Genomic DNA, 25,370 nt, shown 5'->3' with positions numbered 1-25,370 from the left:
TATCTTCGCTTTTCAGCTCTTTCGGCCGCTGCAAAGCCTTTTGCGGTAACCATTTCCTGCATTACACGCGCACCTCTCCTGCGCTCGCCAACAAATGTCGGCGGGCCATCCACAGGTTTGACAGGGCGAACAACGTCACCATCTGCGCGGTGTTCTTGGCCAAGCCCCCGAAAGCGCACTTTTTCATAGCCAAACTGGCGTTTGATGACCCGAAACGGATGCTCGACCTTGGCGCGAACCTGAGCCTTGGCCTTCTCGATTTTGCGGATCGCCTTGTACAAAACACTGCGTTTTCCGTGCTTTTTGTAAGTGCTGCGGCGGGCGGCAATCTGCCAAATGACCTTGCGCCCAGCATGTTCTTCGCGCTTCTCAACCCCGGTGTAACCTGCGTCGGCGCAGACTACGTTTTCCTCGCCGTGTAGCAGTTTGGCAACCTGCGTGACGTCTGCCACATTGGCCGCTGTTACTACCACGCTGTGCACCAGGCCTGACTCGTCGTCGGCGCCGATGTGAGCCTTGGCGCCGAAATAGTACTGGTTACCTTTCTTGGTTTGATGCATCTCAGGATCGCGTTTGCCATCCTTGCTCTTGGTCAAACTGGGCGCGTGGATCAGCGTGGCATCGACGATGGTGCCTTGACGCAACGACAAGCCACGGTCGCCCAGATAACCATTAATGACGCCGAGAATCCCGGTCGCCAACTCGTGCTTTTCCAGCAGACGACGGAAGTTGAGAATGGTGGTTTCGTCTGGAATTCGCTCCAGGCTCAGGCCTGAAAACTGACGCAGGATGGTCGTCTCATACAGCGCTTCTTCCATCGCCGGATCGCTGTAGCCGAACCAGTTCTGCATCAGATGAACACGCAGCATCGCCATCAGTGGGTAGGCGGGCCGGCCACCTTCTCCTTTTGGATAATAGGGCTCAATCAGGGCAATCAAACCTTTCCAGGGCACCACCTGATCCATCTCGATCAGGAACAATTCCTTACGGGTCTGCTTGCGCTTGCCGGCATACTCGGCGTCGGCGAAGGTCATCTGTTTCATCATCGAAAAGCTCGGCGACTGGTGTCCGGAGATTTTGCCAAATCAGGAAGTCTTTTTCAGAGTTTCCCCAACAGAGCTCATCGTGGGTTTTCTGCTTGGAACCATTCCCTTTCTGGAGTATTCAAGCACGGAAAAAGAAATTGAAGATGCCTTCTCTATGCTCTTGGCACCCGAAGTATTGATAAAGCATTATTTCATACTTTTAATCCCCTACTTTTTGGTGTGCGCTTTAAAATTCGTGCTGCGTTTTAGGTCAGACGCCGCGGTGGAAAGATTCCGATTCATCTACAAGGTTTTTGCAGAAGTTGGCGCAAGCTTTTTGACAATGCTAAGGACAGGACTGGGCGCACTCATGGGCTTTTACGCAGTCGTTTTGTTTAAAAACACCGTTCAACTTTTGCCTAACCAGCACGTCGAGGTTATTGGTTATATCATCATGACGTTAATGTTTAGCGGTGCGCTTTCCATAGTTCATGATTTTTTGGCAGCTGCGGAAAAAAATATCGACAATAAAAACCCGATCACATTGGGCAGTCGTTTGAAATACTGAGTCATGCTTGCCACGAAAGCTTCAGTGGCGCGACGAATAGGCATCTGAAAGACGCTCATTGAAAGACGACGAATAAAAAATGGCGCATTTGCATCGCCGTAGCGTGTGGGTCCATACAAGGACCTTCACGCACAGACGCGCCGCTGGAGTAGTAAGCACTTGGAAGGCAGCTACCATTAAGGCAGTGGCACAGGAAGCAAAAAACAAGTCGGCAGAAACCATTCTTCTCATCAGCCGACGCACGTACGACAAAGTGAATAAAAGCATTTCATATGCGCTGCCTTTTGCCTGCTCAACCTTTGTAATTCCCTTCAACTTTTTAATCCTGCCCATTGTGAAAGGTACTCACATTGCGCTCTCAGGGAGTCGCCATGAACACTACTCAAGCATTCAGAAAACCACATGAACGCGATGAGTTATTCGTCATGCCCAATGCGTGGTGTGAGGGAAGCGTGCTGCCAGTTAGGCAGTCCATGCGCCTAATGCCTATTTTATCGTCACAGCCAGGACAGACTATCTGCTTGGAGCGCATGAGTATTCGTTGAGTGAGGTTGTTACACTTATTTGGCTTGGAGAACACCTGGCTTTGCAAAACTGCACAGGTGGTAACTAACACGGTAAGCGCACTCCATCTGTCGAGGGCTCACTCCGCATTCAACGGAATAAACACAGCAAACGTAGTTCCCAGATCCGCTTTTGACGTCACTTCAATACGCCCGCCATGGGCATCGACGATCTTGGCGACGATGAACAAGCCAAGCCCAAGGCTTGAGTAGGGACCGTTGTCAGTCATTTTCTCGGGCGAGTAGCGATCCATCGGGTTGAAGATAAAAGGAAGCACGTCTTCGGGAATTGGACTGCCTGTGTTGTGCACGGTGAACTGAAGCGTGCCGTCAGACGCTGCCAGCGTTACCTCAACAGGGTCGCGGCTGTTGCCGTGTTGTATGGCATTGCCAATGAGGTTCGAGAAGACCTGCTCCAGGCGATCACCATCAAAATTGCCAATGACCGGATCGTTAGAGGTCAGGTGAATATCTGCCTCTGGATTGACCGTACGCGATTCGTCAACGATGCGAGCACAGACGGGCTGGATGTCTGTCTGAGTCTTTTTCAACGGAATGCCGGGACCGATCTGTGACCGTGTGAAGTCGAGCAGATCGCCAACGATCTGATTGGCTCGTTTCACGCTTGAGTAGATCCTTGATGCCACCTTGGTCGGCCGCGCGCCCAGGTCATTGGTACGCAACAGCACGTCTGCACCCAGCAATATGGCACTTAACGGTGTGCGCAAGTCGTGCCCGAGGATACCCAGAAAGATATTGCGCGAGGCCTGAACCGCACCGGTATAGCTGGAGATGGATTCCGCGAGAGCCTGATCTATTGCTTCGTTGAAGCGGATCATGTCCTCCATCTGCTGCTGGGTGTCCGAGGTCGCGCGCATCATCCATTGTTTTATCACGCTCGCGCGTAACGCTCGAAACTCGGAGACCACCTGATCAATGGTGAAACCTGACATCAAACGAGTGATCGCATGGCTTTTCGCAGCGGTCTCTTCTTGCGATACGACCTGGCCCTGAGATTTTTCGACCTGTTGCTGCGATGACTGATCAGTCCTCAAATCGGTGGCAATGGCTCGAAGCATCTGCTCGGCGTGATCTCTGAGCTCCTTGGTATCCAGAGGCTCGCCGAGCGTGGACATGGTGCGCGCGAAGTCGGTCCACTCCAGTACAATAGGCTCGATGTTCTCAAGGATGAAGCCCGATAACCGCATAGCAATTAAAACCCGAAAATGAACCCCGCGAATTGCAGATTCGTGGGGCGAGTTAAACACCAATTCCGATCAAAAAGACGGATACATTTGTTAAATGAATTTCACGCAGACCAGGAAAATATCGAGGCCCGGAGCTAATCGGAAAGCGCTTGTAAACGAGCCTGAACTGCGTCGTCAAAAATGATGTAGAGCGCCTCGGCATCGGCGGGACGCAGTTTTCTGCTTGTCTCAAGACCGTGAATGTATTCGATCTGCAACGCCCCTTCGGCCTCCACGTCAGCGCGGGTGCTAGTTGCCTCGAGCGCTCTTACCAGATCACTGATAGCCCCCTGGACAGCCTTGGGGAGCCGTAACTGGTCAAGTTGTTCCTGCATTCGCTCAATTTCCGGGTTAAACCATAGGGTCGGCAGCAGATCACGGTGAAGCGTGCAATGCAAGGCCATGAGCCCGCTCATCGATGAGCTGAAGAGGCGGTGCGCCCTTCAAGAAGGTTTTTCAGGCTGTAGGTCACCACACCCAGAATGATCAGGTCGTCATGGTCAGTGACATGCAGTGGTGGATAGTCCGGGTGTTCGGACTTGAGGATCACGACGTCGCCACGCATGTGCAAACGCCGACACATCTGCCTTGCGTTGAGTGATGCGACGACGATGTCACCGTGCTCGGCGTACTGACTGCGGTCGACAACCAGCATGTCACCGGTGCGCATGCCGCCTCCCTGCATCCCCTCATCCTCGACCCTGGCCAGATAAACGTGCGGCTCACGGACCTCACAAAGCTCTGCGATAGAGACATGCTTCTCGACCACTGGCGACCTGGAACCGACGGATGACAAGGATAGCAAAGGGAGCTTGATGCCCCCTGCCGACAAGGGGCCAAGGAATGTGACACTCATGGGACGAGCCTTTTATGATTAACTGTATACATATACAGTTAATCGTTTATCAGGGGCCAGGTCAATCTCCACGACCTGACACATCGACAAATGGTGTGGACTCAACCCGATGCACGGTCAATGCTCGCGTACTGTCACGGCGCTTTGTCTTGCGACAACCGGGTAATCAGCGCCACTGTCAGGTAAAGCCTGGGCGCGATGCTCGACAGTTCGATGTACTCATCGTCCGCATGCAAGCCGGCCCCGACAACGCCCATGGTTTCCAGCACGGCAGGCTTTGCGCTGCCCGGTACGTAGGCGTAGCCCGCATCGGTGCCGAAGCGCATGGCGATCGGCTCGATACTGCGACCTATTTTTTCATAGAGCGCCTGCGCGGTTTTCGCCAGTTGCTCGGAACCAGGGTTCCTGGCCAGTGGCGGACGGCCTTTCTCCATGCGCAAGGTCACTTCGGTGCCATCAACGAGGGTTTTCTTCACAATCCGCTGACCGTCAGCGAGCACCCTGTCGCTCTCGCTCAGATCGGAGTAGCGCATGTCCGCCTCGGCCGAAGCGCTGGACGGGATGATGTTGCGCTTCTCACCGCCTTTGACAAGCGTCCAGTTGACGGTCGTACCCTTGCCCGGATCGCCAAGGTCCTTGAGCTGCAGCAGTTGGTGCGCCAGCTCGATGGCCGCGTTGCGCCCGGCTTCAGGGGCCGAGCCTGCGTGTGACGACTTGCCTTTGACGTCGAGGAGCAAGCCATTGATGCCATTGGTGGCGACAGTCACGGCGTCTTTGTCAGGCGGCTCATAGGAAAACACGTAGTCATGCTGGCGAGCGAGTTCGGCTATGACTTTCTTCGACCCGCTGGAGCCGGTCTCCTCGTCCGGGTTGAAAAGCACGGTGAGCGTGCCGAAATCCTTGAAATTCTGGTCCTGCAGCAGTTGCAGCGAATGCAGAATCATCGCAACACCGCCCTTCGCATCTGCCACACCGGGGCCATAGGCGCGTTCGCCGTCGAGCCTGAACGGGCGTTTCGCGGCAGTGCCCGGCCCGAAGACTGTGTCGTAGTGGACCATCAACAGAAAGGACCGGCTGCCATTACCTTTGAACCTGCCGACGATGTTGTCACCCGCAGAAGGGTCTGCCGGCGTGGTGGAAACTTCGGCACCCAATGCCTTGAGACGCTCCACCAGCATCGCGCTGACTGTTTTCAGTCCGGGTGCCTGACCAGTGCCCGTATCGATATCCACGAGTTGCCGGACGGTTTTGAGGTAGGACTGTTGTTCGGCCTGGGCTTTTTTCAGTAACAGATCAGATGGCAGCTCGGCGGCGATGACGCCCATGGAAAACAATGAAAAGCCGATTGCGGCAGTGATGGGGAAACGTCGTGAATGCATGCTGGTTCCTTCAGATCATCGCGAGTTGAACAGCATCTTTACCCCAATGCACTGCTCGACGCCACAAGCGAGTCTCATCAGACAAATATGTATGAGAATGTAACTGATAGTGATTAGCATTTAATAAAATGTGAAAAATTTGTTAGTCTCGCCCTCCGCTGCCGTCTGTCACGACCTGCCAGCCAGCACATCATCATCCAGGTGTCCCGCCACGTCCCAGTTCCTGCAGGAATTACCCCAATGCTTCGTCCGCTTCTACCTTCGTTGGCCAGCCTTGTGACTCTCGGTCTGTCGGCCGCCGCTCTGGCCAGTCCCGTTCAACTCGATCTGCCTGCACAGGCGCTTTCCAGATCGCTCGCACAGCTGAGCCAAGCGAGCGGTATGCAGATATCAGTGGATGACAAATTGATTGCAAGCAAGCAGGCTCCAGCCATTAGCGGCAGCCTGGAACCGGCTCAGGCATTGAATCAGCTACTGTTGGGCAGCGGCCTAGATACGCAGGTACAGGGCAATGCTGTGAGGGTGTTCCAGCCATCGAGCGGTGGCTCGATGACGCTGGGCAACGTGGACATCAGCGCTCAGGCGGGCATTGCAGGAATGGCCGCCACAGAAGGCAGCGGTTCGTACACCACGGGCTCGATGAGCAGCGCGACCGGGTTGCCCCTTTCGATTCGCGAGACGCCGCAGTCGGTAAGCGTGATCACTCGCCAGCGAATTGAAGATCAGGGCATGAACGACCTCAATGATGTCGTCAAATATGCACCCGGCGTGACACTGCGCAAATTCGGCTCGGACCGTCAGCAGTTTCTGGCGCGCGGCTTTACCATCGACAACCTGATGTATGACGGTCTGCCGACCATCGTCAGCACCTTTACACTGGACACCATCTCCGGTGCTGACCTGGCCTTGTACGACCGCGTTGAAGTGGTACGCGGCGCTACGGGGCTGATGACCGGTGCAGGCAGCCCCTCGGCGACACTGAATCTGATTCGCAAGCGCCCTACTGCTACCCCGCAAGTCAGCGTGACCACCAGCGCCGGGAGCTGGGACCGCTACCGTACCGAGGTGGACGCGTCGAACAGGCTCAACGATTCCGGTACGTTACGTGGCCGGGTGGTGGCAGCCTATGAAACGGGCAACAGTTTTGTCGATGAGCGCGATAAAGAGCGTCAGACGTTCTATGGCGTTCTGGAAGCCGACCTTAACGAGTCGACCACCTGGACCATCGGGGCCTCGAAGCAGCGCGATGATGCAACGTCGGACTGGGGCAGCCTGCCATCCGGCCCTAACGGTGAAAACCTTCACCTGCCACGTTCCACCTTCCTCAGTAACGACTGGGCGTATTGGGACAGGGAAAACGTCAGTGTTTTCACGGACCTGACTCATCGCTTCGACAACGGCTGGAGCAGCAAACTGGCGGCGACCAGAATCTGGGCTGAATCCGACATGTACTCCAACTACCTGACCGCCAGTGGCACCGGTTACGGCCAGGCGGCTGGCGAGTACGACACCACAGACGTGCAGACCAGTCTGGATGGTTCGCTGTCCGGTCCATTCCAGCTGTTTGGCCGGCAGCACGAGCTGATGCTCGGCGTCAGTCGGCGCGAAGAAAAGTTTGACCAGAAAGGCGGCTTTTACGGCTCCACACCGGTCGATATCTACACCTTCAACCCCAATCTCATTGCAAAACCGGACCCTGCCACGCGTACCGCTTACGTCAATCAGAACACCGCCACCGAGGAAGGCGTCTACGCCGCCGCACGTTTCAACCCGATTGATCCAATGCACGTTATCGTCGGCAGCCGGGTAAGCTGGTACGACTATCAGAATCGTTCGGCCAGCAATGGTGACTACAAAGTCATTCGCGAGGTCACGCCTTATGCCGGCATCGTCTATGACCTGAACGATACCTACTCGGCCTACGCAAGCTATACCGAGATCTTCAAGCCGCAGAACCAGCTGGACGTGGGAGGCGGCGTGCTGGACCCGATGACGGGCGAAAGTTACGAAATCGGCCTGAAAGGCGAATACTTCGACGGTGGTCTGAACGCATCGCTGGCAGTCTTCGACATGACCCAGGAAAACCGCGCGTACGCCATCGTCAATCCGCCAGTCACTTGCCAGCAGCAGAATCGCGTCTGCTACGAAGCAGCCGGTGAAGTGCGCAGCCGAGGGATCGACGCAGAAATCAGCGGCCAACTGACACCTGACTGGCAAGCGTCGGCCTCCTACACACTGGTGCTAAGCCAGTACGTCAAGGACCGGACCAATGACAAGGGCGACCTGTTTGCGCCCAATCAACCGAAACATCTGTTCAAGGCAGCAACGTCCTATCACCTGCCCGGCAACCTGAACAAATGGCGCGTGGGTGCCGACGTTCTGGCGCAAAGCGAGACGTACAACCGGGTCGGCACCGGTCACTCCGAGCAGGAGGCCTATGCGGTTGTGGGACTGATGGCAGGCTACCGCTTCGACGAGCACTGGGACGCGCGGGTCAACCTCAACAACGTATTCGACGAAAAATACTGGCAGGGCATTCCCTTGGCGACCGGTAGCGGCGTTTACGGTGACCCGCGCAACCTGATGGTCTCGCTGAAGTGGTCGCTCTGACTCTTGCACGCTGCAAGCTACCTGATAGCCGTTAAATTCACATCAAGGGAACAAGCAGTGCGTGCGAGGCTCAAAAACAGTCTCGACAAAGGTATTCACGACAATGCCGTCCCTCAGGGCCTATCATCGGCAGCAGGAAACGCTGCGGCCTTGAGTGGTCGGCAGCGCTCGGGTAATGTCATCCAACCGCACAGGACAGAGCACGCTCATGACTTCCAAGCTGGATCAACTCAAGAAATTCACTACCGTTGTTGCTGACACCGGCGACTTCGGCGCAATCAAAAGCCTCGAACCAGAGGACGCGACCACCAACCCTTCGCTGCTGCTCAAGGCCGCATCCGACGTAAACAACGCTCAGATGCTCGCCGACGCATTCAGCGGTGCCAAGGGTGACATCGGCCTGGCCTGCGACCGCTTTGCAGTCGCCATTGGTCAGGAAATTCTCAAGGTCGTCCCGGGCCGCGTATCCACTGAAGTCGACGCACGCCTCTCTTTCGACACCAATGCCTTGATCGAGCGCAGCGAGCGCTTGATCGGCCTTTACGATGCCGCCGGCATCAAACGTGATCGGGTGCTGATCAAGCTGGCAGCCACGTGGGAAGGTATCCGTGCCGCTGAGAAGCTAGAGAAGGACGGCATTCAGACCAATCTGACGTTGCTGTTCTCCTTCGCCCAGGCAATTGCCTGTGCCGAGGCTGGCGTGTTCCTGATTTCGCCGTTCGTGGGCCGTATCTACGACTGGTACAAGAAATCTTCAGGCACCGACTACGTAGGCGCAGAGGATCCGGGTGTGCAGTCCGTGACGCGCATCTACAACTATTACAAGGCCAACGACTTCAAGACCGTGGTCATGGGGGCAAGCTTCCGCAATCTGAACCAGATCGAACAGCTGGCGGGCTGTGATCGCCTGACCATCAGCACCGACCTGCTCAAGAAACTGGCTGAAGATACCGGTACGCTGGAACGCAAGCTTGCACCGGGCAATGCCGGTGAGGCTCGTCAGAGCCTGACCGAGAGCCAGTTCCGCTGGGCCTCCAATGAAGATGCCATGGCCACTGAAAAACTGGCTGAAGGCATTCGTCAGTTCGCTCGCGATCAGGAAAAGCTGGAAGCGCTGCTCTCCGCAAAAGCCTGATAACGAAAAAGGGCGACACCTTAACGGGTGTCGCCCTTTTTGCTGCCTGTCGTTCAGTGATCAGAAGGACAGACGCCAATGGTGCCTAGCGCTGACCTTCCAGTGCATTGACCAGATCATGGAATGCTTCACGATTCGAGTCGTTAAGGCCCATGAGGATCTTGTGCGCCTCAAGTACCTTGGCCTTGACCACTTCCTCGCACTGATCCTGCGAAGGCAGGTCAGTCAGGCTCTCAGGCCGCGGCAGGGGCCGGTCAACGATGTTGAACACCTGATCAAAGCCCATCGACTGCAACAGGCGCGTGATGTCCTCGTGAGTGGTCACGAGAGTCGGCAACAGTCCGACCTTCTGGCGCGACAGGATCGAAAGTTTGGCCAGCAAGCCAAGCGTTGTGCTGTCAATGCTGCGCGTCTCGGTAAGATCGATGACCACCGCCGAGAAATTCAACGCAGTGAAGATACGCTCGATAGTCGCATCCAGGGCCGAACACAGCGTCAACCGCACTTCACCCACGAACTTGAGAACGAAGGTGCCTTCCTGCTCGGCGAACTGGATTCTACCGGTACTCATTCAAGATTCCTGCTTAACACTAACAAGGCGATATCATCCGGCATCTCCCCTAGCGTTGCCAATTCAAAAACCCGCTGCAAGCCATCCAGGCTGCCGCCAGCCGTCTTGACCAACTCGGGAAGGACGGCTTCTTTCTCTTTGAGTGTATCACCGGGCAACAGATCCAGTATGCCATCAGACAACATGGTCAGACTGAAGGATGCTGGCAGGTCGATTTCGTGATCCTGATAGGTCGCTTCGTTAAACAAACCGACCGGAAGCCCGCGGCCTTCCAGATACCGCGCCTGCCCTTCGGAATACAACACCGGCAGTGGCAGATGACCACCCACGGCATACGTCAGTTTACCTGACTCTTCATCAATAACACCGCCGACCATCGTAACGTGCTTGCCCAGCTTGCAACTGATAAGCCCGCGGTTGATATGCCCCAGCACATCAGACGGTTTGAATTCCGGCAGCGTTCCGCCGCGCCTGGACTCAAACAGCAGCCGCGTGGTCATGAACTTCAGCAGCACCGTGATGAATGCCGATGACGCACCGTGACCTGAAACATCTGCCAGGTAGAAGGCAACACGCCGTTCGTCGACCCTGAAGTAATCGACAAAATCGCCGGACAGGTACAACGACGGAATGATCTGATGCGCAAACTTGAATTCGTCAATCGACCACGGGGTGATCGGCAACATGTTCATCTGCACTTGCCGACCGGCATCCTGATCTTCCTGCAACAGGTGAAGACTGGCTTCGAGTTCGCGATTGGCCTTTTCCAGCTTTTCGCGGTAGACCTGGTTTTCAGTGAGAAGACGAGCCCTGTCCAGCGCCCGACGCACTGAATGCTCCAGCACGGCAAGATCTTCAAGGGGCTTGATCAGATAATCGGCAGCGCCGAGGCGCAAGGCCTCTACCGCATCGCTCATAACGCCCGCACCGGATACAACGATGACAGGCGTCTGCGGAGCAATGGCGGTGACCTGACGGATCAGCTCAAGACCGCCCATCTGAGGCATGCGTAGATCGCAGACCACCAGATCGGGGTTCTCTTGCTCGAACATCTGAATTCCCTGCAAGCCATTACTCGCTTGCAGAACGCTGAAGCCACTGTCTTCAAGGTAGGCGGCAAGGCTCGCGCGCACTACGTCGTCGTCATCGATAATCAGCAGCTTGGCACTGGTTTTTGGCATGGGGGCAAACGGCGCCAGATCAGGTTGGCGTAGGCGGCCCGGTGTTTCCGGAACCAGCTTACTGGATTCGCTTCTAGCCTCTCCGTAATAACACGCGACAACTGGATGTGCGTGGCGTGTCTCAGAGGTGCCCTTCAAGGCGCAGACGGTACTCCCATCCGACGGGTGTTTCAAGCATGCTCCTATCCTCACTTTGCGCTCTTTACATCGCAAATCACCCGGAGTTATAAGAACTCACAAATCAGCAACTAAAACGAAGGACTGTACATGAGTGGAAATGATCGCAACTACGAGGAAAAGCGGGATTACATCCGCATGCGCGTCGAAGCAGACGTCAACCTGATCCACGCGGGCCAGGTGATTCCCGCCGTATGCATTGACCTTTCCAGCTCAGGCATGCAGGTCCAGGCACCACGCTCATTCCAGGTCGGGGACAAGCTTAGCGTGAGCATCGACTCTGATCATCCTGCGCTCAAGGGACTTGAGGCCGAAACCGAGGTGGTGTGGGTCAATGACGAAGAAGGCGGCGGACAGAAACTGGGGCTTTCCATCGTCTCGATGCGCTGACTGCAGGCGGAATTACTTCACACTTTCAAAAAATAATAAAGGCGACCCAGGGTCGCCTTTATTGATTCACGCAGAGGTAAAGTGTCGATTAAAAATCGTCTTCGACCTTTCCGTCCTTGACCTTGAACTCGCGGTTCTGCAGGTAAGCGTTACGGATGAACGTGTAACGATCACCGCTGACCATACGCTCGGCAGACAGCAGGCTGGCACGCGTATCGATGAGGTTGACGCCCAGCGCCGTGTTACGGGTCGGCACATGATCGATGTAGCGGTACGGAGACGTGTAGGTGTCCGGGTATTTGGCGAAGGCATCACGCACGGTGCTTGGACCCAGCAGCGGAATCACCACGAACGGGCCGCTCGGCACACCCCAGTAGCCCAGTGTCTGGCCAAAATCTTCATCGTTGCGTTGCAGGCCCATGCGGGTACCCACGTCAATGAAACCCAGCAGCCCGAACGTGGTGTTGACGATCAGGCGCGCAGTGTCGACACCGGCCGCTTCAGGCTTGGCTTGCAGCACGTTGTTCGCCAGGTTGCCGACATCGCCGATGTTGTTGAAGAAGTTATGGATACCGTCTTCGACAAATTGTGGCGCGATGTACTGATAACCCTTAGCCAGCGGCTTGAGCGTATAAGCGTCGAGGGTATCGTTGAAGCTGAAAATGGAGCGGTTGATGCCTTCCCACGGGTCATCTTCGGCGGCCTGAACGGCTACCGGCACCAGCGCAATGCCGGCACAGAGGGACAATTGCAGCAAACGCTTGATAAAGCCTGCACCGGTCACGGGCATAGCTGACACTCCTGATCGAGATATCGAAATAATGACGCGGGTGCTACGCCCCACACGCTAGGACAGGGAGTATAAAGCCTTCTGTCATGAATAAGGCAGGTCTGTCAGCAAAGGGTTCCGGATAAACCCCGTCATCGCACATTCATCGAAGTGTCACAAAATACCGGTAGCGTTTCTGGATATTTCAGAGAGTTCCTCATGCTCGCGCCGGTCCTCACGCCTCTGCCAACCTTCCCCGCCCTGCTGTTCGGCCTTAGCGGCTGTCTGGTGGACTTCGGTGCACAGGCCGCGACCTCGCTTGCACCAGGCCATGAGCACACACAGCTCACACCTGGCGCAACGGATATTCTGCGAACTCTACGTGATCAGGGAATGCCTTGCGCCTGGCTTGACGAGCTGCCTGAAACCGTCAGCGCTACTCTGGCTGAGCCAGTAAGTGACTGGATGATTCCCGCCCCTCGCCCAACCGCCAAATGGCCCGCCCCGGATGCTTGCTGGATGGCGCTGATGGCCCTGAAGGTCAGCCAGCTGGATGGCTGCGTGCTGATCAGCGGCGACCCGCGCTTGCTACAGTCAGGGCTGAATGCCGGGCTGTGGACCATTGGCCTGGCGTCTTGCGGGCCACTGTGCGGACTTTCGCCTTCGCAATGGCAGGCACTGAGTGACGCCGAACGCGAGCAGCGACGCGCGCAGGCCACGCTCAAACTCTATTCGCTGGGAGTACACTCGGTCATTGATCACCTTGGCGATCTGGAGTCCTGCCTGGCCGATATCGCATTACGCCGCAGCAAAGGTGAAAAACCCTGATACACATGCAGCCAGGCACTGACTGGATTAGTCTGGAGTGATCATGGACCTTTAGCTCTTCGGCGAAGTCCATGAGACAGACTTATCAATCAAGGAGCACGTCATGCCCGCCCGCGAACTGCAAGAACAACTCAACACCCTGCGCGAGCAACTGGAGCATAACCCCCCGCTTTCGGAGTCTGAGCGGGAAAACCTGCACGAACTCATGCAACAAATTGAAACTAAAATTCAGCTGGAACACGCCACCCATGAACAGGACAGCAGTCTGGCTGACGGCGTGAACCTGGCCGTCGAGCGTTTCGAGCTGGAGCATCCGACCATCGCTGGCACCTTGCGCAACATCGTGCAGACGCTGGGCAATATCGGAGTCTGATTAGGGAATGCCGCTCTGCTGGCTCTGCGTCCGGCCGCTGATGCATTGTGAGGCGTAGAGTTGTGACGCAGAGCGTCACCCAACGCATGCCGACGCGGAGCGTCGGCACGATAATCCTGAACCTGGAAATATCAGTCAGTGGGTAACGACGCGCTGCATCGGCACTGATGGACACAGACAACTATCGTTCCACACGCTCCGCGTGGAAATGCCGTTGCGGACGCTCTGCGTCCACGCCCTGAGCACCAGATGATACTACTGCCGCGCCAGCCTGCGATTGTTCACGTCCAGCGTTTCTGTGCTGCGATACGGGTTGATATCCAGACCACCGCGGCGCACGTAGCGTGCGTAAACCGTCAGTTTTTCCGGTTTGAGCAAACGCTGCAGGTCGAGGAAGATTCTTTCCACACACTGCTCGTGAAAGTCCGAATGCTGGCGGAAGCTGACGATGTAAGCCAGCAGGCTGCTGTGATCCAGCGCCGCCCCGCGATACTCGACCACCACACTGCCCCAGTCGGGCTGACTGGTAACCGGACAGTTCGATTTGAGCAAATGACTGTGCACGCTTTCTTCGATAATTTGCGACTCATCGCAGCGCAGCAGCTCTGGCTGAGGGCGATCGTAGCTACTGACCGTGATATCCAGATCGTCGATGCAAACGCCCGGCATAGTCGCCACACCCTCCCCCTCAATGTCGCTCAGGCTGCGAATGCGCACGCCAACCGGCTTTCCGGCCGCAGTTGACAGATCCTGTTCGAGGGTTGTCTGCACCTGCTCAACGGTAGCGAAGGCGGTCTGATTCAACGAGTTGAGGTACAGCTTGAAGGACTTCGATTCGATGATGTTCGGCGAATCGGCCGGAATGCTGAACTCGGCAATGGCCACCACCGGCTTGCCGGATGGCAGCAACCAGGACAACTCGTAACAATTCCAGAAATCGACACCCAGATAAGGCAGCGTCTGAGCCGTCAGCCCAAGCTCGGCCCACTTTGCAGCACGGGGGATCGGGAACAACAGAGAAGGCGTATAGGTGGCGATGTACTCACTGGACTTGCCCAGCGGCGAGTGTTCGGCTGCGGGATGCATGGCGATACCTGGATCATGAATTAACGCGGCGAGTTTATAGCGTTTGCGACGGGCTTTCAGCGAAAATCCGCTTCAGCCCGCAGCCGTCGCGGGCCGCAATGCGGCCTCGGCGAGGACACTCGGTTCTGATCACTCATAACGCAATGCATGCGCAGGCTGGATCTGCGCGGCGCGCCAGGCTGGGTAGATCGTGGCCAGAAAGCTCAGGATAAACCCGGCACTGCAGATCAGCAGCACATCGCCGCCCTGCAATTGGGAAGGCAGGTTGCTGATGAAGTACACGTCGGAACTGAAGATGTGCTGACCACTGACCCGCTCGACCCAACCGACCAGACTGCTGACGTTCAGCGCGGCAATAATGCCCAGCACGCCGCCGATCAGGGTGCCTACAATACCGATCACCGTGCCCTGGACCATGAAGATCGCCATGATTTGCCGGGGCGTGGCGCCGATGGTACGCAGAATGGCGATGTCCGCGCCCTTGTCATTGACCACCATGATCAGCGTGGCAATGATGTTGAACGCCGCAACCGCAACGATCATCAGCAGCAAAAGGCCGATCATGGTCTTTTCCATTTTCATGGCGCTGAACAGGCTGCCCTGAGTGTGGGTCCAGTCATCGGCGTGATACCCGGCACCCAGACCGGCAGCAATGGCTGTGGACACCTGAGGCGCCTTGTACAGGTCCTTGAGCGCCAGCCGCACGCCTTGAACCTGATTGGGTTGCCAGCGTTGCATCTGCGCGGCGTCGGCAATGTTTATCAAGCCCATCGATCCATCCAGCTCGGCACCGACCTTGAAAATACCCACGACGGTCAGACGTTGCAGGCGCGGCGTGATGCCGCCCGGCGCACTGCTGACTTCCGGTACGATCAGGGTCAGCTTGTCGCCGATGCTCAAGCGAAAGCGACGCGCGGTTATATCGCCAAGTACCACACCAAATTCGCCCGGCTTCAGGTCTTCAAGACTTCCACGCGTAATGTGTTGAGTGACGATCGACACCTCATGCTCCAGCGCAGGGTCAACGCCGCTGATCTGGATCGGCTGCATCGAGCCCTTGTAGGACAGCATGCCTTCCATGTCGGTAAACGGTACAGCAGCGGTGACTTCAGGATTTTTCAACGCTGCGTCGGCCAGCGGTTTCCAGTCATCCACCGGTGTGGCACCGGCGATAACCGCATGCGGCACCATGCCCAGGATTCGCGAACTCATTTCCCGCTGGAAACCGTTCATGACCGACAGCACCACGATCATCGCCAGCACACCGAGTGCCAGCCCGATCATCGAAGTCATCGAAATGAACGAGATGAAGCTTTTGCGGCGTTTGGCGCGGGTATAGCGCATGCCGATGAAGATGGGTAACGGTCTGAACATTCGCGAAGCACCGTGGGAAAAAACACCGTATAAAAAACGTAGAACCCGACGCGATGAGTTGCGCCGGGCCGGGTCAATCAGGCCTCGACGAGGCGGCCGTCTTCCAGACGCAGGACGCGGTCCATCTGCCTGGCGAGGCTCATGTCGTGGGTCACGATCAGAAACGCCGTACGCGATGAAGTGCTCAACTCACGCATCAGGTCCTGAATGCCCTGCGCGGTGTGGTGATCGAGGTTGCCGGTCGGCTCGTCAAGCATCACCAGACCGGGCTGATTGATCAGCGCACGAGCAATGGCCACACGCTGCCGCTCGCCACCGGAAAGCTCCGAAGGCTTGTGCGCAAGACGATGGCCTAGGCCGACACGTTCGAGCAACGCGGTGGAGCGTTTACGGGCCTCGGGTATCGCCGTCCGACCGATCAGCAAGGGCATGCAGACGTTTTCCAGCGCCGTGAATTCGGGCAGCAAATGGTGGAACTGGTAGACAAAACCCAATGCCCGGTTACGCAGCAAGCCACGCGCCTTTTCGCCCAGCGCCGACAATTCTTCGCCCGCCAGCCAGACACTGCCTTCGGAAGGTGTGTCCAGGCCGCCGAGAAGATTGAGCAAAGTACTTTTGCCCGACCCCGAACTGCCGACAATAGCCACCCGCTCACCGGGATGCAGCTCCAGTTGCAGACCGGACAACACCACGACCGACTCCGGGCCTTCCTCGTAGGATTTACCCAGGTTGCGGCAACTCAATACTGCTTTATCAGACATGCCCGACTCACTCATAACGTAACGCCTCCGCCGGCTGGGTGCGCGCAGCACGCCAGGCGGGATACAGGGTGGCGAGGAAACTCAGGACCAACGCCGCACCGCAGACCTGGAATACGTCCTGGGCCATCAGTTGCGAAGGCAGGTAATCAATGAAATAGACGTCGGCGTTGAGAAACTTGTGGCCGATCAGCCCTTCCAGCGCAGCGATGGCAGCACTGACGTTAAGCGCTGCAAGGATGCCCAGCGCAGCACCAATCAGCGTACCGACCACCCCGATCACCGTGCCCTGCACCATGAAGATCGCCATGATCTGCCGCGGTGTCGCGCCCAGTGTGCGCAAAATGGCGATATCGCCCTTCTTGTCATTGACCACCATCACCAGCGTGGAAATGATGTTGAATGCCGCAACGGCCACAATCAGCAACAGCAACAGGCCAATCATGGCTTTTTCCATGCGGATGGCCTGATAGAGGTTGCCGTGGGTGCGTGTCCAGTCACGGGAATAGAAATTGTTTTCGCCCAGTTTCTGGGCGATTTCCCACGAAGTGCGCGGCGCTGCAAACAGATCGTCGAACTTGAGCCGCAGGCCCTGCACCTGATTGGGCTTCCAGCGGTGCAGACGGGCCAGGTCATCGAGGTTGGTCAGCCCCAGAAAGCCGTCGATTTCGCCAGCGCCGACATGAAAGATACCGGTCACCTCGAAACGCTTCATGCGCGGGAACATGCCAGCAGGTGTGACAGTCACCTCAGGCGCGACAAAGGTCAGCTTGTCGCCGACCACGACGCCCAGTTTGGCAGCCGCCTTGTCGCCGATCATGATGCCGAAACTGCCGGGAGACAGGCTGTCGAGCTGGCCCTGCTTGATGAAGTGGTCAATGATCGAGACCTTGCGCTCCTCGGCCGGGTCGATGCCATTGAGCAGCACCTTCTGAACCTTGCCGTCGTGGGTCAGCAAACCCTGCATTTGTGTGAATGGCGCAACGGCCAGCACCTGCGGGTTTTCCTGAACCTTCGCGGCCAGGCCACGCCAGTCGGTGATCGGGTCAGCCGATTCGATGGTCGCGTGCGGCACCATGCCCAGCACGCGGGTACGCATTTCGTGATCGAAGCCATTCATCACCGATAACACGACTATCATCACTACCACGCCAAGGGCGAGGCCGATCATGGACGTCAGGGAGATGAACGAAACAAAATGGTTGCGTCGCTTGGCACGTGTGTAGCGCGTACCGATAAATACAAAAAGAGGTCTGAACATGTAGGAATTTGTTCGCAGGAATGAGGACGTCCATGTGGCGGGCCTTGACGTGCAGCTTTACACTCGAAACTCTCAGACCACCGCCGCTAGCTTGGGTTCGCCATGTCGACATTAGATGAAGCAGGACGCCGCGAATACTACCGTATCGACGACAGCGTCGCACTGGAAATTAACCCCCTGTCTGGTGCCGACCAGGCAAGTCAGGACGCCATGCAGGACACGTCGACACTGTTCGACCTGCTCAGCGAGCTGCACGTCAGCGAGTTCGAATCACAGCATTTGATGCGCCAACTCGACGAGCGCGACCGGGTGCTGAACAGTTTTCTCAAGTCGTTGAGCAAGCGCATCGACCTGCTGGGCGAAGTGGTTGCACACACGGCACTGGGCAAACTGGGCGCTCCACAGCCGGTAAAACTGTCCGAAGGCGGCATTCAATTCAATTCACAACAAGGTTTTGCCGTGGGCGAACAGCTGTCGATCAAGATGGTGCTGATGCCCCAGGCGGCAGGTCTGATGCTGCGCGCCAGGGTCAGCCAGTGCGATGCACGGGCAGATGGTGGTTTTGACATCAGCACCGACTTCGTCAACCTGCCGGACGCTCAACGTCAATTGCTCGCACGGCACGTGTTGCAGCGTCAGGCTCAGCATCGACGCCAGGCCCTTGAACAGGGTCAGCCATCCGGCAATTGAGCTTCCGGTATATCTCTTTTCACCTCATCATTTTCATATCAGCAGTGGGTGCCTTAACGGCCAGGAGTAAACGTGACCTTTATCTACGGCCACCGCGGCGCCAAGGGCGAAGCACCGGAAAACACCCTGGTCAGCTTCCAGGAATGCATCAAGCACGGCGTGCGCCGCTGTGAACTGGACCTGCATCTTTCACTGGACGGAGAGTTGATGGTCATTCACGACCCGACCCTCAAGCGCACCACCGACCGACGCGGCAAGGTCAATGAGCATCTGGCCGCCGACCTGGTGACCTATGACGCGCGCAAAGGTGGCCCCGGCTGGGTCTCGCCCTGCCCGATTCCGCGTCTTGAAGAGTTGTTCGAGCAATGCGATTTCGAGCACTGGCAACTGGAAGTCAAAAGCGCTTCACGCACCCGCGCCGCCAACACCGTTCTGGCCATTCGTGAAATGGCTCAGCGTCATGGCTTGCTCGACAAGGTCACCATCACTTCCAGCTCTCGTGAAGTGTTGCGCGCCGCCCTCGACCTGACGCCGGACATCTCGCGCGGACTGGTGGCCGAGTACGCCTGGCTCGACCCGTTAAAGGTCGCGCAAAGCTACGGCTGTGAAATTCTGGCATTGAACTGGACACTGTGTACCCCGGAGCGCCTGCAGAAAGCACAGCGTCAGGGCCTGCATGTGTCAGTGTGGACAGTCAACGAGCCTGCACTGATGCGCAGGCTCGCTGATTTCGGCGTCGACAGCCTGATTACAGACTTTCCCGGTTTGGCCACCGCCACGCTCGGGAGTCGCTGAAATCGGTCTCCCCGGCCGGCTCAGGCCACCGGCCGGAGTCGCTTAAAAAAGCCGGTTGAGGCCGTCGTATGCCGCTACCCGATAGGCTTCGGCCATGGTCGGGTAGTTGAACGTGGTATTGACGAAGTACTTCATGGTGTTCGCTTCACCCGGCTGACTCATGATCGCCTGACCGATGTGCACGATCTCGGACGCCTGGTCACCGAAGCAATGCACGCCCAGCACTTCCAGCGTCTCGCGGTGGAACAGGATCTTCAGCATCCCGACCCGCTCACCGGAAATCTGCGCACGGGCCATGCCCTTGAAGAACGCCTTGCCCACTTCGTACGGCACCTTGGCCTGGGTCAGCTCGTGCTCGTTCTTGCCGATCGAGCTGATCTCGGGAATGGTATAGATCCCGGTCGGTACGTCGTTGACATAGCGCCAGCTGCCGTTGTCGACCATGCTGCCAGCCGCCGAGCGGCCCTGATCGTAGGCAGCGCTTGCCAGACTTGGCCAGCCGATAACGTCGCCTGCGCCATAGACATTGGAAACGCTGGTGCGATAGTTCTCGTCCACCTCGATCTGGCCACGACCGTTGGCCTTGAGACCAATATTTTCCAGCCCCAGCTTGTCGGTGTTGCCGGCACGGCCATTGCACCACAGCAACGCATCTGCCTTGATTTTCTTGCCGGACTTGAGGTGCAGGATAACGCCGTTATCCAGGCCTTCGACCCTCTCGTATTCTTCGTTGTGGCGAACCATCACGTTGTTGTTGCTGAAGTGATAACTCAATGCCTGAGAGATTTCCGAATCCAGGAAGCTCAGCAACTGGTCACGGTTGTCCACCAGCTCGACCAGAACACCCAGACCGCTGAAGATCGAGGCGTATTCACAGCCGATCACGCCCGCTCCATAAATGATCAGCTTGCGCGGGGTATGGCCCAGGCTGAGGATGGTGTCGCTGTCGTAGATGCGCTTGTGACTGAAATCGATGTCGGCCGGACGATAGGGGCGCGAACCGGTGGCGATGATGATCTGGTTGGCCACCAGCTTTTCGACTACGCCGTTGGAGCAGACCACGTTGACACTGGTCTCGTCGGCAAAACTGCCGGTGCCGAAGAATACGTCGACGCGGTTTCGGGCGTAGTAACTGGTGCGCGAGGCCACTTGCTTGGAGATGACCATTTCGGCGTTTTTCAACACATCCGGAAACGAAAACCAGCGCGGCTCGCCGATGGCACGGAACATGGGATTGGTGTTGAACTGAATGATCTGCTTGACCGAGTGACGCAGAGCCTTGGACGGAATGGTGCCCAAATGGGTGCAGTTACCGCCCACTTGCCGACGGCTGTCGACCATGGCGACCTTGCGCCCCGCCTTGGCGGCGTTCATTGCCGCGCCTTCTCCGGCAGGGCCGGAACCCAGTACCACTACGTCGTAGTTGTAGACAGCCATGCGTACTCCTTTAAACAGACCGAGGCGCCACTCTGGCATCTCTGGCTAAATCACGCGGCGCAGTCTAGCGCTGCACCGAGGCGGCGAACATTAACCCTTGGTCGCGTCGAAGGCCAATTTTTGTCTGTGCAAGGTGGCAATTGACCGGAAGTTCCGGCCTCTTGACTTACCGTGGCTGCTCCACTGCCAGACGATCAAACGACGCGTTGCTGCGGATGATAAAGCGCTTATCGGCACGAATCACAAAAAAAGCAGGGATTTTATGTTCTTGCGCATAATTCCAGCCGCGCCGCGGGCCGAGAATCAACAGCAGTGAGGAGAGGCCGTCAGCCATCAGCGCCGAGGGATGAATGACCGTCACCGACGCCAGGCTGTGGCTGATCGGCTTACCGGTCAAGGCATCGAGCGTATCGGAAATGCGCCACCCGTCATGGTCGGTGTAACGACGATAGTCGCCCGACGTAGATACGGCGTAGCCCTTCAGCGGAAATACTTTTTGCGTGACATTGCCATCGTCGAGCGGCGCGTCCAGCGTTACTCGCCAGGGCGAACCGTCGGGCTTGAGCCCGCTGACTTTCAGTTCACCCGTGGCTTGCACCAGATAATCGTGCAACCCCAGCTTTTCCATGCGCTCACTGATGCGATCTACCGCATAACCGGCGGCAATACTGTTGAGGTCCACTTGCACAGCGGCGCTTTTGCACAACTGTTGCCCGACAACGCGCAGATCGCGATAGCCCACCGTTGCCCGGGCGCGGGACAACTGGCGCACCAGCGGCATTTGCTCAAACAGTGCATGAGCGCCCAGCCCCCACAGGTCCATCAGCGGCTTCACCGTCAGGTCGAAAGCACCATCACTGTCCCGTGACAGTTGTTCGCCAACACTGATCAGTTTCAAAACCGGTTCGGGCATGGTCTGGCAGCTATTGGCAGGCAATGCATTGAAAAGCTCGATATCCGAGTCACTGCGCCAAAGCGACATCTGTTGATCGACTTCAGCCAGAATCGATTCGATCTGCGGGCGCACGACTGCAGGCTCAGGCTGCCCGGAGGCGCGCACGTACACCACTGAATAATGACTGCCCATGGCCGGCCCGCCAAAGCTTTCCAGCTTGCGTTCCTGACCGCAACCACCGCACCCCAGCAGCACCAGGCACACTGCAACCCTGCAAAACCCACGCAAACTGATGCCCCGCACTAAAAAAACCTTTCAGAGTGACTTGCCATCATTGGCAGGCAAGACAGAAACCTTCCGTAGCGGCCCGCTCGGACTAGGGCCGGCTTCACCCACATGAGGCCGACCAAAGCATTGAGTGGTCAGTGTCGGGCTTATGGTTCCCATGCGGCATGCCTGTTCATCCGGTTTCATCTGGTTGATAAGCCGTGCACGCATCGACCGGCTATACCTGTCAAGCGTCTGTTAAGTAATAGCAAATCGCCGAAACGGTTGTCTTTGAGCCCTGTTACACATACTGTTACAAATGTGCATCGCCAGTCGCACATACGTAATGGCGATGTAAACGGGATAAAAAAACGACAACGGACTCCAAGCCGACGAGCCTGAGCGAGTAACTAAATGGCCTCCACAACAAGTAAGGGCAAAGCGATCTTTCGCGTTGTCAGCGGTAACTTCCTCGAGATGTTCGATTTCATGGTCTACGGTTTTTACGCCACGGCCATTGCCAAGACATTTTTCCCATCCGACAGCGCATTCGCTTCGTTGATGCTGTCGCTGGCGACCTTCGGCGCAGGCTTCCTGATGCGACCTTTGGGCGCGATCTTTCTCGGTGCCTATATCGACCGTCACGGACGTCGCAAGGGCCTGATTATCACCCTCGCGATGATGGCAATGGGCACTTTGCTGATTGCCTGTGTGCCGGGTTACGCCACTCTGGGCGTTGTTGCACCGCTGCTGGTGCTGCTCGGTCGCCTGCTGCAAGGCTTCTCGGCTGGCGTCGAGCTGGGTGGTGTTTCGGTGTACCTCGCTGAAATCTCGACACCAGGTCGCAAAGGCTTCTTCGTCAGTTGGCAGTCCGCCAGCCAACAGGCTGCAGTGGTATTCGCCGGTTTGCTGGGCGTTGGTCTGAACCACTGGCTGAGCCCGGAGCAAATGGGCGAATGGGGCTGGCGCGTGCCGTTCCTGATCGGCTGCCTGATTGTGCCGGCGATCTTCATCATCCGCCGTTCGCTGGAAGAGTCACCAGAGTTCGAAGCCCGCACGCACCGCCCGACGCTGCGTGAAGTGGTACGCTCCATCAGCCAGAACTTTGGCCTGGTGCTGGGCGGCATGGCGCTGGTAGTGATGACCACGGTGTCGTTCTACCTGATTACCGCCTATACCCCGACCTTCGGCAAGAACGAACTGAACCTGACTGATCTGGAAAGCTTGCTGGTGACCGTCTGCGTCGGCGTGTCCAACTTCATCTGGCTGCCGATCATGGGCTCGTTCTCGGATCGTATCGGCCGCAAGCCGCTGTTGATTGCAGCGACCGTGCTGGCCATCGCCACCGCCTACCCTGCGCTGTCGTGGTTGGTAGAGCACCCAAGCTTCAGCCACCTGCTGATGGTCGAGCTGTGGTTCTCGTTCCTGTACGGTTCCTACAACGGCGCAATGGTCGTGGCGCTGACCGAGATCATGCCGGTCGAAGTCCGCACCACCGGCTTCTCGCTGGCCTACAGCCTGGCGACCGCAACCTTTGGTGGCTTCACCCCGGCGGCCTGTACTTACCTGATTCACGAATTGGGTAACAAGGCAGCGCCCGGTATCTGGCTGACGGGTGCCGCTGTGCTGGGTCTGGTTGCTACGCTGGTGCTGTTCCGCAAAGGCGGGCAGAAGCTGGAAGCGCCCGGAGCACCTGCAACCGCCTGATTCATCGCTTGATCGATCAGATAGCTGTAACGGCTAAAAGCAAAAACCCCGGCACGAGTTGATCTCGGCCGGGGTTTTGCTTTTTCAGACAGCGCGCCTCCAGGGTCGAAAGCCAAGCCAGAGCAGCACCCCGGGCAATTGCAACGCAATCATTAAACCCAGCGACCACTGATAGGCCTCAAGCGGATGACCGGCACCCTGCGCAACCGGCCACAGGTTGAGCACCACTCCCATCAGCCACTGGAGCAAGAACGCGAGCACAAACACCACCAGATTGAAGGAAGAGCTGACCCTGCCCGCCAGCTCCGGTGCCACCGATTGCGCCACAATGGCGTAGTTCATGGTGGTCGACGTGCCGAAGAAGCTGAAGCCCATCGCAACAATATAGGGTGACACCGGTAGACCACTGGCCATCAGCATCTGGAAGCCGATGAAGATCACCATCCCTGCACCACAGACCATGATCGGCTGTACACCGAACCTGCGCAGATAATCAGTGATCGTGCCGAACGTCAGAGACCCTGCCACCATCGCGATGGCGCCGAACAGCAGTACATTGGCCATGCCTGAATCGCTCAGCCCGGCCATGTCACGCAACCACGGTCCCATCCACAGCGACAGTACCGACATGTAGATGGCGTGCGAAAACACTGAATACAACGCCAGACGCCAGAACGTCCAGGAAGAGTAAAGTTTGCCGACTGCGGCAAACATATCGCTATAGCGGGTGTTTCTGGTCTCGTAGGCTTTGGGAACACTGAGGTGTATGACCACGGCCACACAAAAGGTCAGCAGTGCCAGCATCAGAAACGCTTCTCGCCAGGTCAGCCAGCTCAGCAACGCATGCAAAGGCGTGGTCGACGCCATCGCGCCCAGCCCGCCAATCGACAGCAGGCAGGCAGTACTCAGTGGCAAACGCTCGACCGGCAACCAGATGGCACATGCCTTGATCGCACTCATCAGCGAACCCGCCACGCCCAGACCAATCAGACCCCGCCCGATCAACAACCCTGTCTCGGTGCTGGAAATACTGAAGATGACCGAACCGGCGACTGCAAACAACAGCATCGGCGCCTGCACGCTGCGCGGGCCGTAACGATCAAGCATGACGCCGAGGGGAATCTGTGCGGCAGCGAAGGTCAGAAAATACACGCCAGTCAACAACCCCAGGCTGCTCGCGGGCAAACTCAGGTCGGCCTGCAGATCGACATAGATCACCGCATTGACGGTACGAAACAGGTAGGAAACGAAATGCCCCAGACCAAAGGGGACGAAAATCGTCAGAAACAGAAAAAAGAAGCTGCTTTTGAGGTGTTGCTGCGATCCGTCCATGGCCGAACTGCTCATCCTTGGCTACTCCGTCATCCACAAGGGCTGTGCCTGACAGGTTCTCATGACACGCAACAAAACAAAACGGGCCGAAGCCTG

24 protein-coding genes are annotated in these 25,370 nt (G+C 57.2%); 9 read left to right on the top strand and 15 right to left on the bottom strand.

Translation table 11 applies throughout. The features are described from left to right. Positions 1–61: 61 nt before the first annotated feature. Positions 62–1,043, bottom strand: a protein-coding gene (locus tag RYC18_RS20920) for an IS5-like element ISPsy2 family transposase (RefSeq protein ID WP_316886851.1) whose coding sequence is annotated in 2 segments (ribosomal slippage) — positions 62–166 and positions 168–1,043 — 981 coding nt in all. Because the reading frame shifts where the segments join, the coding sequence is not laid out codon by codon here. Between the two features lie 82 nt (positions 1,044–1,125). Here RYC18_RS20920 and RYC18_RS20915 point away from each other — a divergent pair. Continuing rightward, complete coding sequence (locus tag RYC18_RS20915; RefSeq protein WP_316886694.1) at positions 1,126–1,593, top strand: hypothetical protein; 468 nt, start codon at positions 1,126–1,128, stop codon at positions 1,591–1,593. Between the two features lie 643 nt (positions 1,594–2,236). On the opposite strand, the gene RYC18_RS20910 is transcribed toward RYC18_RS20915, so the two are convergent. From RYC18_RS20910 to RYC18_RS20895, 4 genes are all read right to left on the bottom strand, one after another. Continuing rightward, on the bottom strand, positions 2,237–3,364 hold the full coding sequence (locus tag RYC18_RS20910) for a sensor histidine kinase (protein ID WP_054076441.1): 1,128 nt from the start codon (positions 3,362–3,364) through the stop codon (positions 2,237–2,239). 134 nt (positions 3,365–3,498) lie between these two features. Then, positions 3,499–3,738: a hypothetical protein gene (locus tag RYC18_RS20905; RefSeq protein ID WP_002552903.1), complete on the bottom strand. Its 240-nt coding sequence runs from the start codon at positions 3,736–3,738 to the stop codon at positions 3,499–3,501. Positions 3,739–3,815: 77 nt separating this feature from the next. After that, positions 3,816–4,259, bottom strand: a complete 444-nt coding sequence (locus RYC18_RS20900) for a LexA family protein (RefSeq protein WP_029241055.1) — start codon at positions 4,257–4,259, stop codon at positions 3,816–3,818. A 134-nt stretch (positions 4,260–4,393) separates the two neighbouring features. Continuing rightward, positions 4,394–5,638: a M20/M25/M40 family metallo-hydrolase gene (locus RYC18_RS20895; protein WP_316886693.1), complete on the bottom strand. Its 1,245-nt coding sequence runs from the start codon at positions 5,636–5,638 to the stop codon at positions 4,394–4,396. A gap of 240 nt (positions 5,639–5,878) precedes the next feature. Here RYC18_RS20895 and RYC18_RS20890 point away from each other — a divergent pair, with 240 nt between their 5' ends. Both RYC18_RS20890 and tal read left to right on the top strand, forming a co-directional pair. Further along, positions 5,879–8,248: a TonB-dependent siderophore receptor gene (locus tag RYC18_RS20890; protein ID WP_316886692.1), complete on the top strand. Its 2,370-nt coding sequence runs from the start codon at positions 5,879–5,881 to the stop codon at positions 8,246–8,248. 208 nt (positions 8,249–8,456) lie between these two features. Next, positions 8,457–9,383 (top strand): transaldolase, encoded by a 927-nt coding sequence (tal, locus tag RYC18_RS20885; RefSeq protein WP_004659848.1) that lies wholly within the window; start codon positions 8,457–8,459, stop codon positions 9,381–9,383. An 85-nt stretch (positions 9,384–9,468) separates the two neighbouring features. Here the strand turns inward: tal and rssC are convergent, their stop codons facing one another. Next, positions 9,469–9,954 carry an anti-sigma factor antagonist RssC gene (rssC, locus tag RYC18_RS20880; protein WP_002552898.1) on the bottom strand — a complete coding sequence of 162 codons (486 nt, stop codon included), beginning with the start codon at positions 9,952–9,954 and terminating at the stop codon, positions 9,469–9,471. After that, the gene (rssB, locus tag RYC18_RS20875; protein WP_002552897.1) at positions 9,951–11,135 is read right to left on the bottom strand and encodes a two-component system response regulator RssB; all 1,185 of its coding nucleotides are present in this window, start codon (positions 11,133–11,135) and stop codon (positions 9,951–9,953) included. Before rssB ends, rssC begins: the two co-directional genes overlap by 4 nt. 267 nt (positions 11,136–11,402) lie before the next feature. Here rssB and RYC18_RS20870 point away from each other — a divergent pair, with 267 nt between their 5' ends. Next, on the top strand, positions 11,403–11,702 hold the full coding sequence (locus tag RYC18_RS20870) for a PilZ domain-containing protein (protein ID WP_002552896.1): 300 nt from the start codon (positions 11,403–11,405) through the stop codon (positions 11,700–11,702). A gap of 88 nt (positions 11,703–11,790) precedes the next feature. Here the strand turns inward: RYC18_RS20870 and RYC18_RS20865 are convergent, their stop codons facing one another. Continuing rightward, a complete protein-coding gene (locus RYC18_RS20865; protein WP_004659844.1) occupies positions 11,791–12,492 on the bottom strand; it encodes a VacJ family lipoprotein in 702 nt (233 codons plus the stop codon). Positions 12,493–12,690: 198 nt separating this feature from the next. On the opposite strand from RYC18_RS20865, the gene RYC18_RS20860 reads away from it, so the two are divergent. Both RYC18_RS20860 and RYC18_RS20855 read left to right on the top strand, forming a co-directional pair. Beyond that, entirely contained in the window at positions 12,691–13,299 is a 609-nt protein-coding gene (locus RYC18_RS20860) for a hypothetical protein (protein ID WP_005744386.1), read from the top strand. Between the two features lie 103 nt (positions 13,300–13,402). After that, positions 13,403–13,672, top strand: a complete 270-nt coding sequence (locus tag RYC18_RS20855) for a DUF4404 family protein (RefSeq protein ID WP_005744385.1) — start codon at positions 13,403–13,405, stop codon at positions 13,670–13,672. 255 nt (positions 13,673–13,927) lie between these two features. Here RYC18_RS20855 and queF read toward each other — a convergent pair whose 3' ends face one another. The 4 genes from queF to RYC18_RS20835 form a co-directional block, all read right to left on the bottom strand. Then, entirely contained in the window at positions 13,928–14,758 is an 831-nt protein-coding gene (queF, locus tag RYC18_RS20850; protein WP_316886691.1) for an NADPH-dependent 7-cyano-7-deazaguanine reductase QueF, read from the bottom strand. Positions 14,759–14,887: 129 nt separating this feature from the next. After that, a complete protein-coding gene (locus tag RYC18_RS20845; RefSeq protein ID WP_005744382.1) occupies positions 14,888–16,132 on the bottom strand; it encodes a lipoprotein-releasing ABC transporter permease subunit in 1,245 nt (414 codons plus the stop codon). Positions 16,133–16,209: 77 nt separating this feature from the next. Next, complete coding sequence (gene lolD, locus RYC18_RS20840) at positions 16,210–16,893, bottom strand: lipoprotein-releasing ABC transporter ATP-binding protein LolD (RefSeq protein WP_011168252.1); 684 nt, start codon at positions 16,891–16,893, stop codon at positions 16,210–16,212. A 7-nt stretch (positions 16,894–16,900) separates the two neighbouring features. Next, positions 16,901–18,151, bottom strand: a complete 1,251-nt coding sequence (locus RYC18_RS20835; protein WP_004659831.1) for a lipoprotein-releasing ABC transporter permease subunit — start codon at positions 18,149–18,151, stop codon at positions 16,901–16,903. Positions 18,152–18,253: 102 nt separating this feature from the next. Here RYC18_RS20835 and RYC18_RS20830 point away from each other — a divergent pair, with 102 nt between their 5' ends. Next, complete coding sequence (locus tag RYC18_RS20830; RefSeq protein WP_002552888.1) at positions 18,254–18,841, top strand: PilZ domain-containing protein; 588 nt, start codon at positions 18,254–18,256, stop codon at positions 18,839–18,841. A 72-nt stretch (positions 18,842–18,913) separates the two neighbouring features. After that, positions 18,914–19,636, top strand: coding sequence for a glycerophosphodiester phosphodiesterase (locus RYC18_RS20825; protein ID WP_005744379.1), 723 nt, complete (start codon positions 18,914–18,916; stop codon positions 19,634–19,636). A gap of 42 nt (positions 19,637–19,678) precedes the next feature. Here RYC18_RS20825 and sthA read toward each other — a convergent pair whose 3' ends face one another. Next, entirely contained in the window at positions 19,679–21,073 is a 1,395-nt protein-coding gene (sthA, locus tag RYC18_RS20820; RefSeq protein ID WP_316886690.1) for a Si-specific NAD(P)(+) transhydrogenase, read from the bottom strand. Between the two features lie 166 nt (positions 21,074–21,239). Further along, positions 21,240–22,232: an FAD:protein FMN transferase gene (locus RYC18_RS20815; protein WP_316886850.1), complete on the bottom strand. Its 993-nt coding sequence runs from the start codon at positions 22,230–22,232 to the stop codon at positions 21,240–21,242. Between the two features lie 417 nt (positions 22,233–22,649). Between RYC18_RS20815 and RYC18_RS20810 the strand changes: the two genes are divergently transcribed. After that, positions 22,650–23,942 carry an MFS transporter gene (locus RYC18_RS20810; protein ID WP_002552884.1) on the top strand — a complete coding sequence of 431 codons (1,293 nt, stop codon included), beginning with the start codon at positions 22,650–22,652 and terminating at the stop codon, positions 23,940–23,942. Positions 23,943–24,026: 84 nt separating this feature from the next. Here RYC18_RS20810 and RYC18_RS20805 read toward each other — a convergent pair whose 3' ends face one another. Further along, the gene (locus RYC18_RS20805; protein WP_316886689.1) at positions 24,027–25,289 is read right to left on the bottom strand and encodes an MFS transporter; all 1,263 of its coding nucleotides are present in this window, start codon (positions 25,287–25,289) and stop codon (positions 24,027–24,029) included. Between the last annotated feature and the right edge of the window lie 81 nt (positions 25,290–25,370).

The organism is Pseudomonas syringae group sp. 247E2, assembly GCF_032587795.1.
Lineage (GTDB): Bacteria > Pseudomonadota > Gammaproteobacteria > Pseudomonadales > Pseudomonadaceae > Aquipseudomonas > Aquipseudomonas amygdali.
The sequence above is the reverse complement of the archived record's forward strand: the minus strand, read 5'-3'. Positions and strand labels throughout refer to the sequence as shown.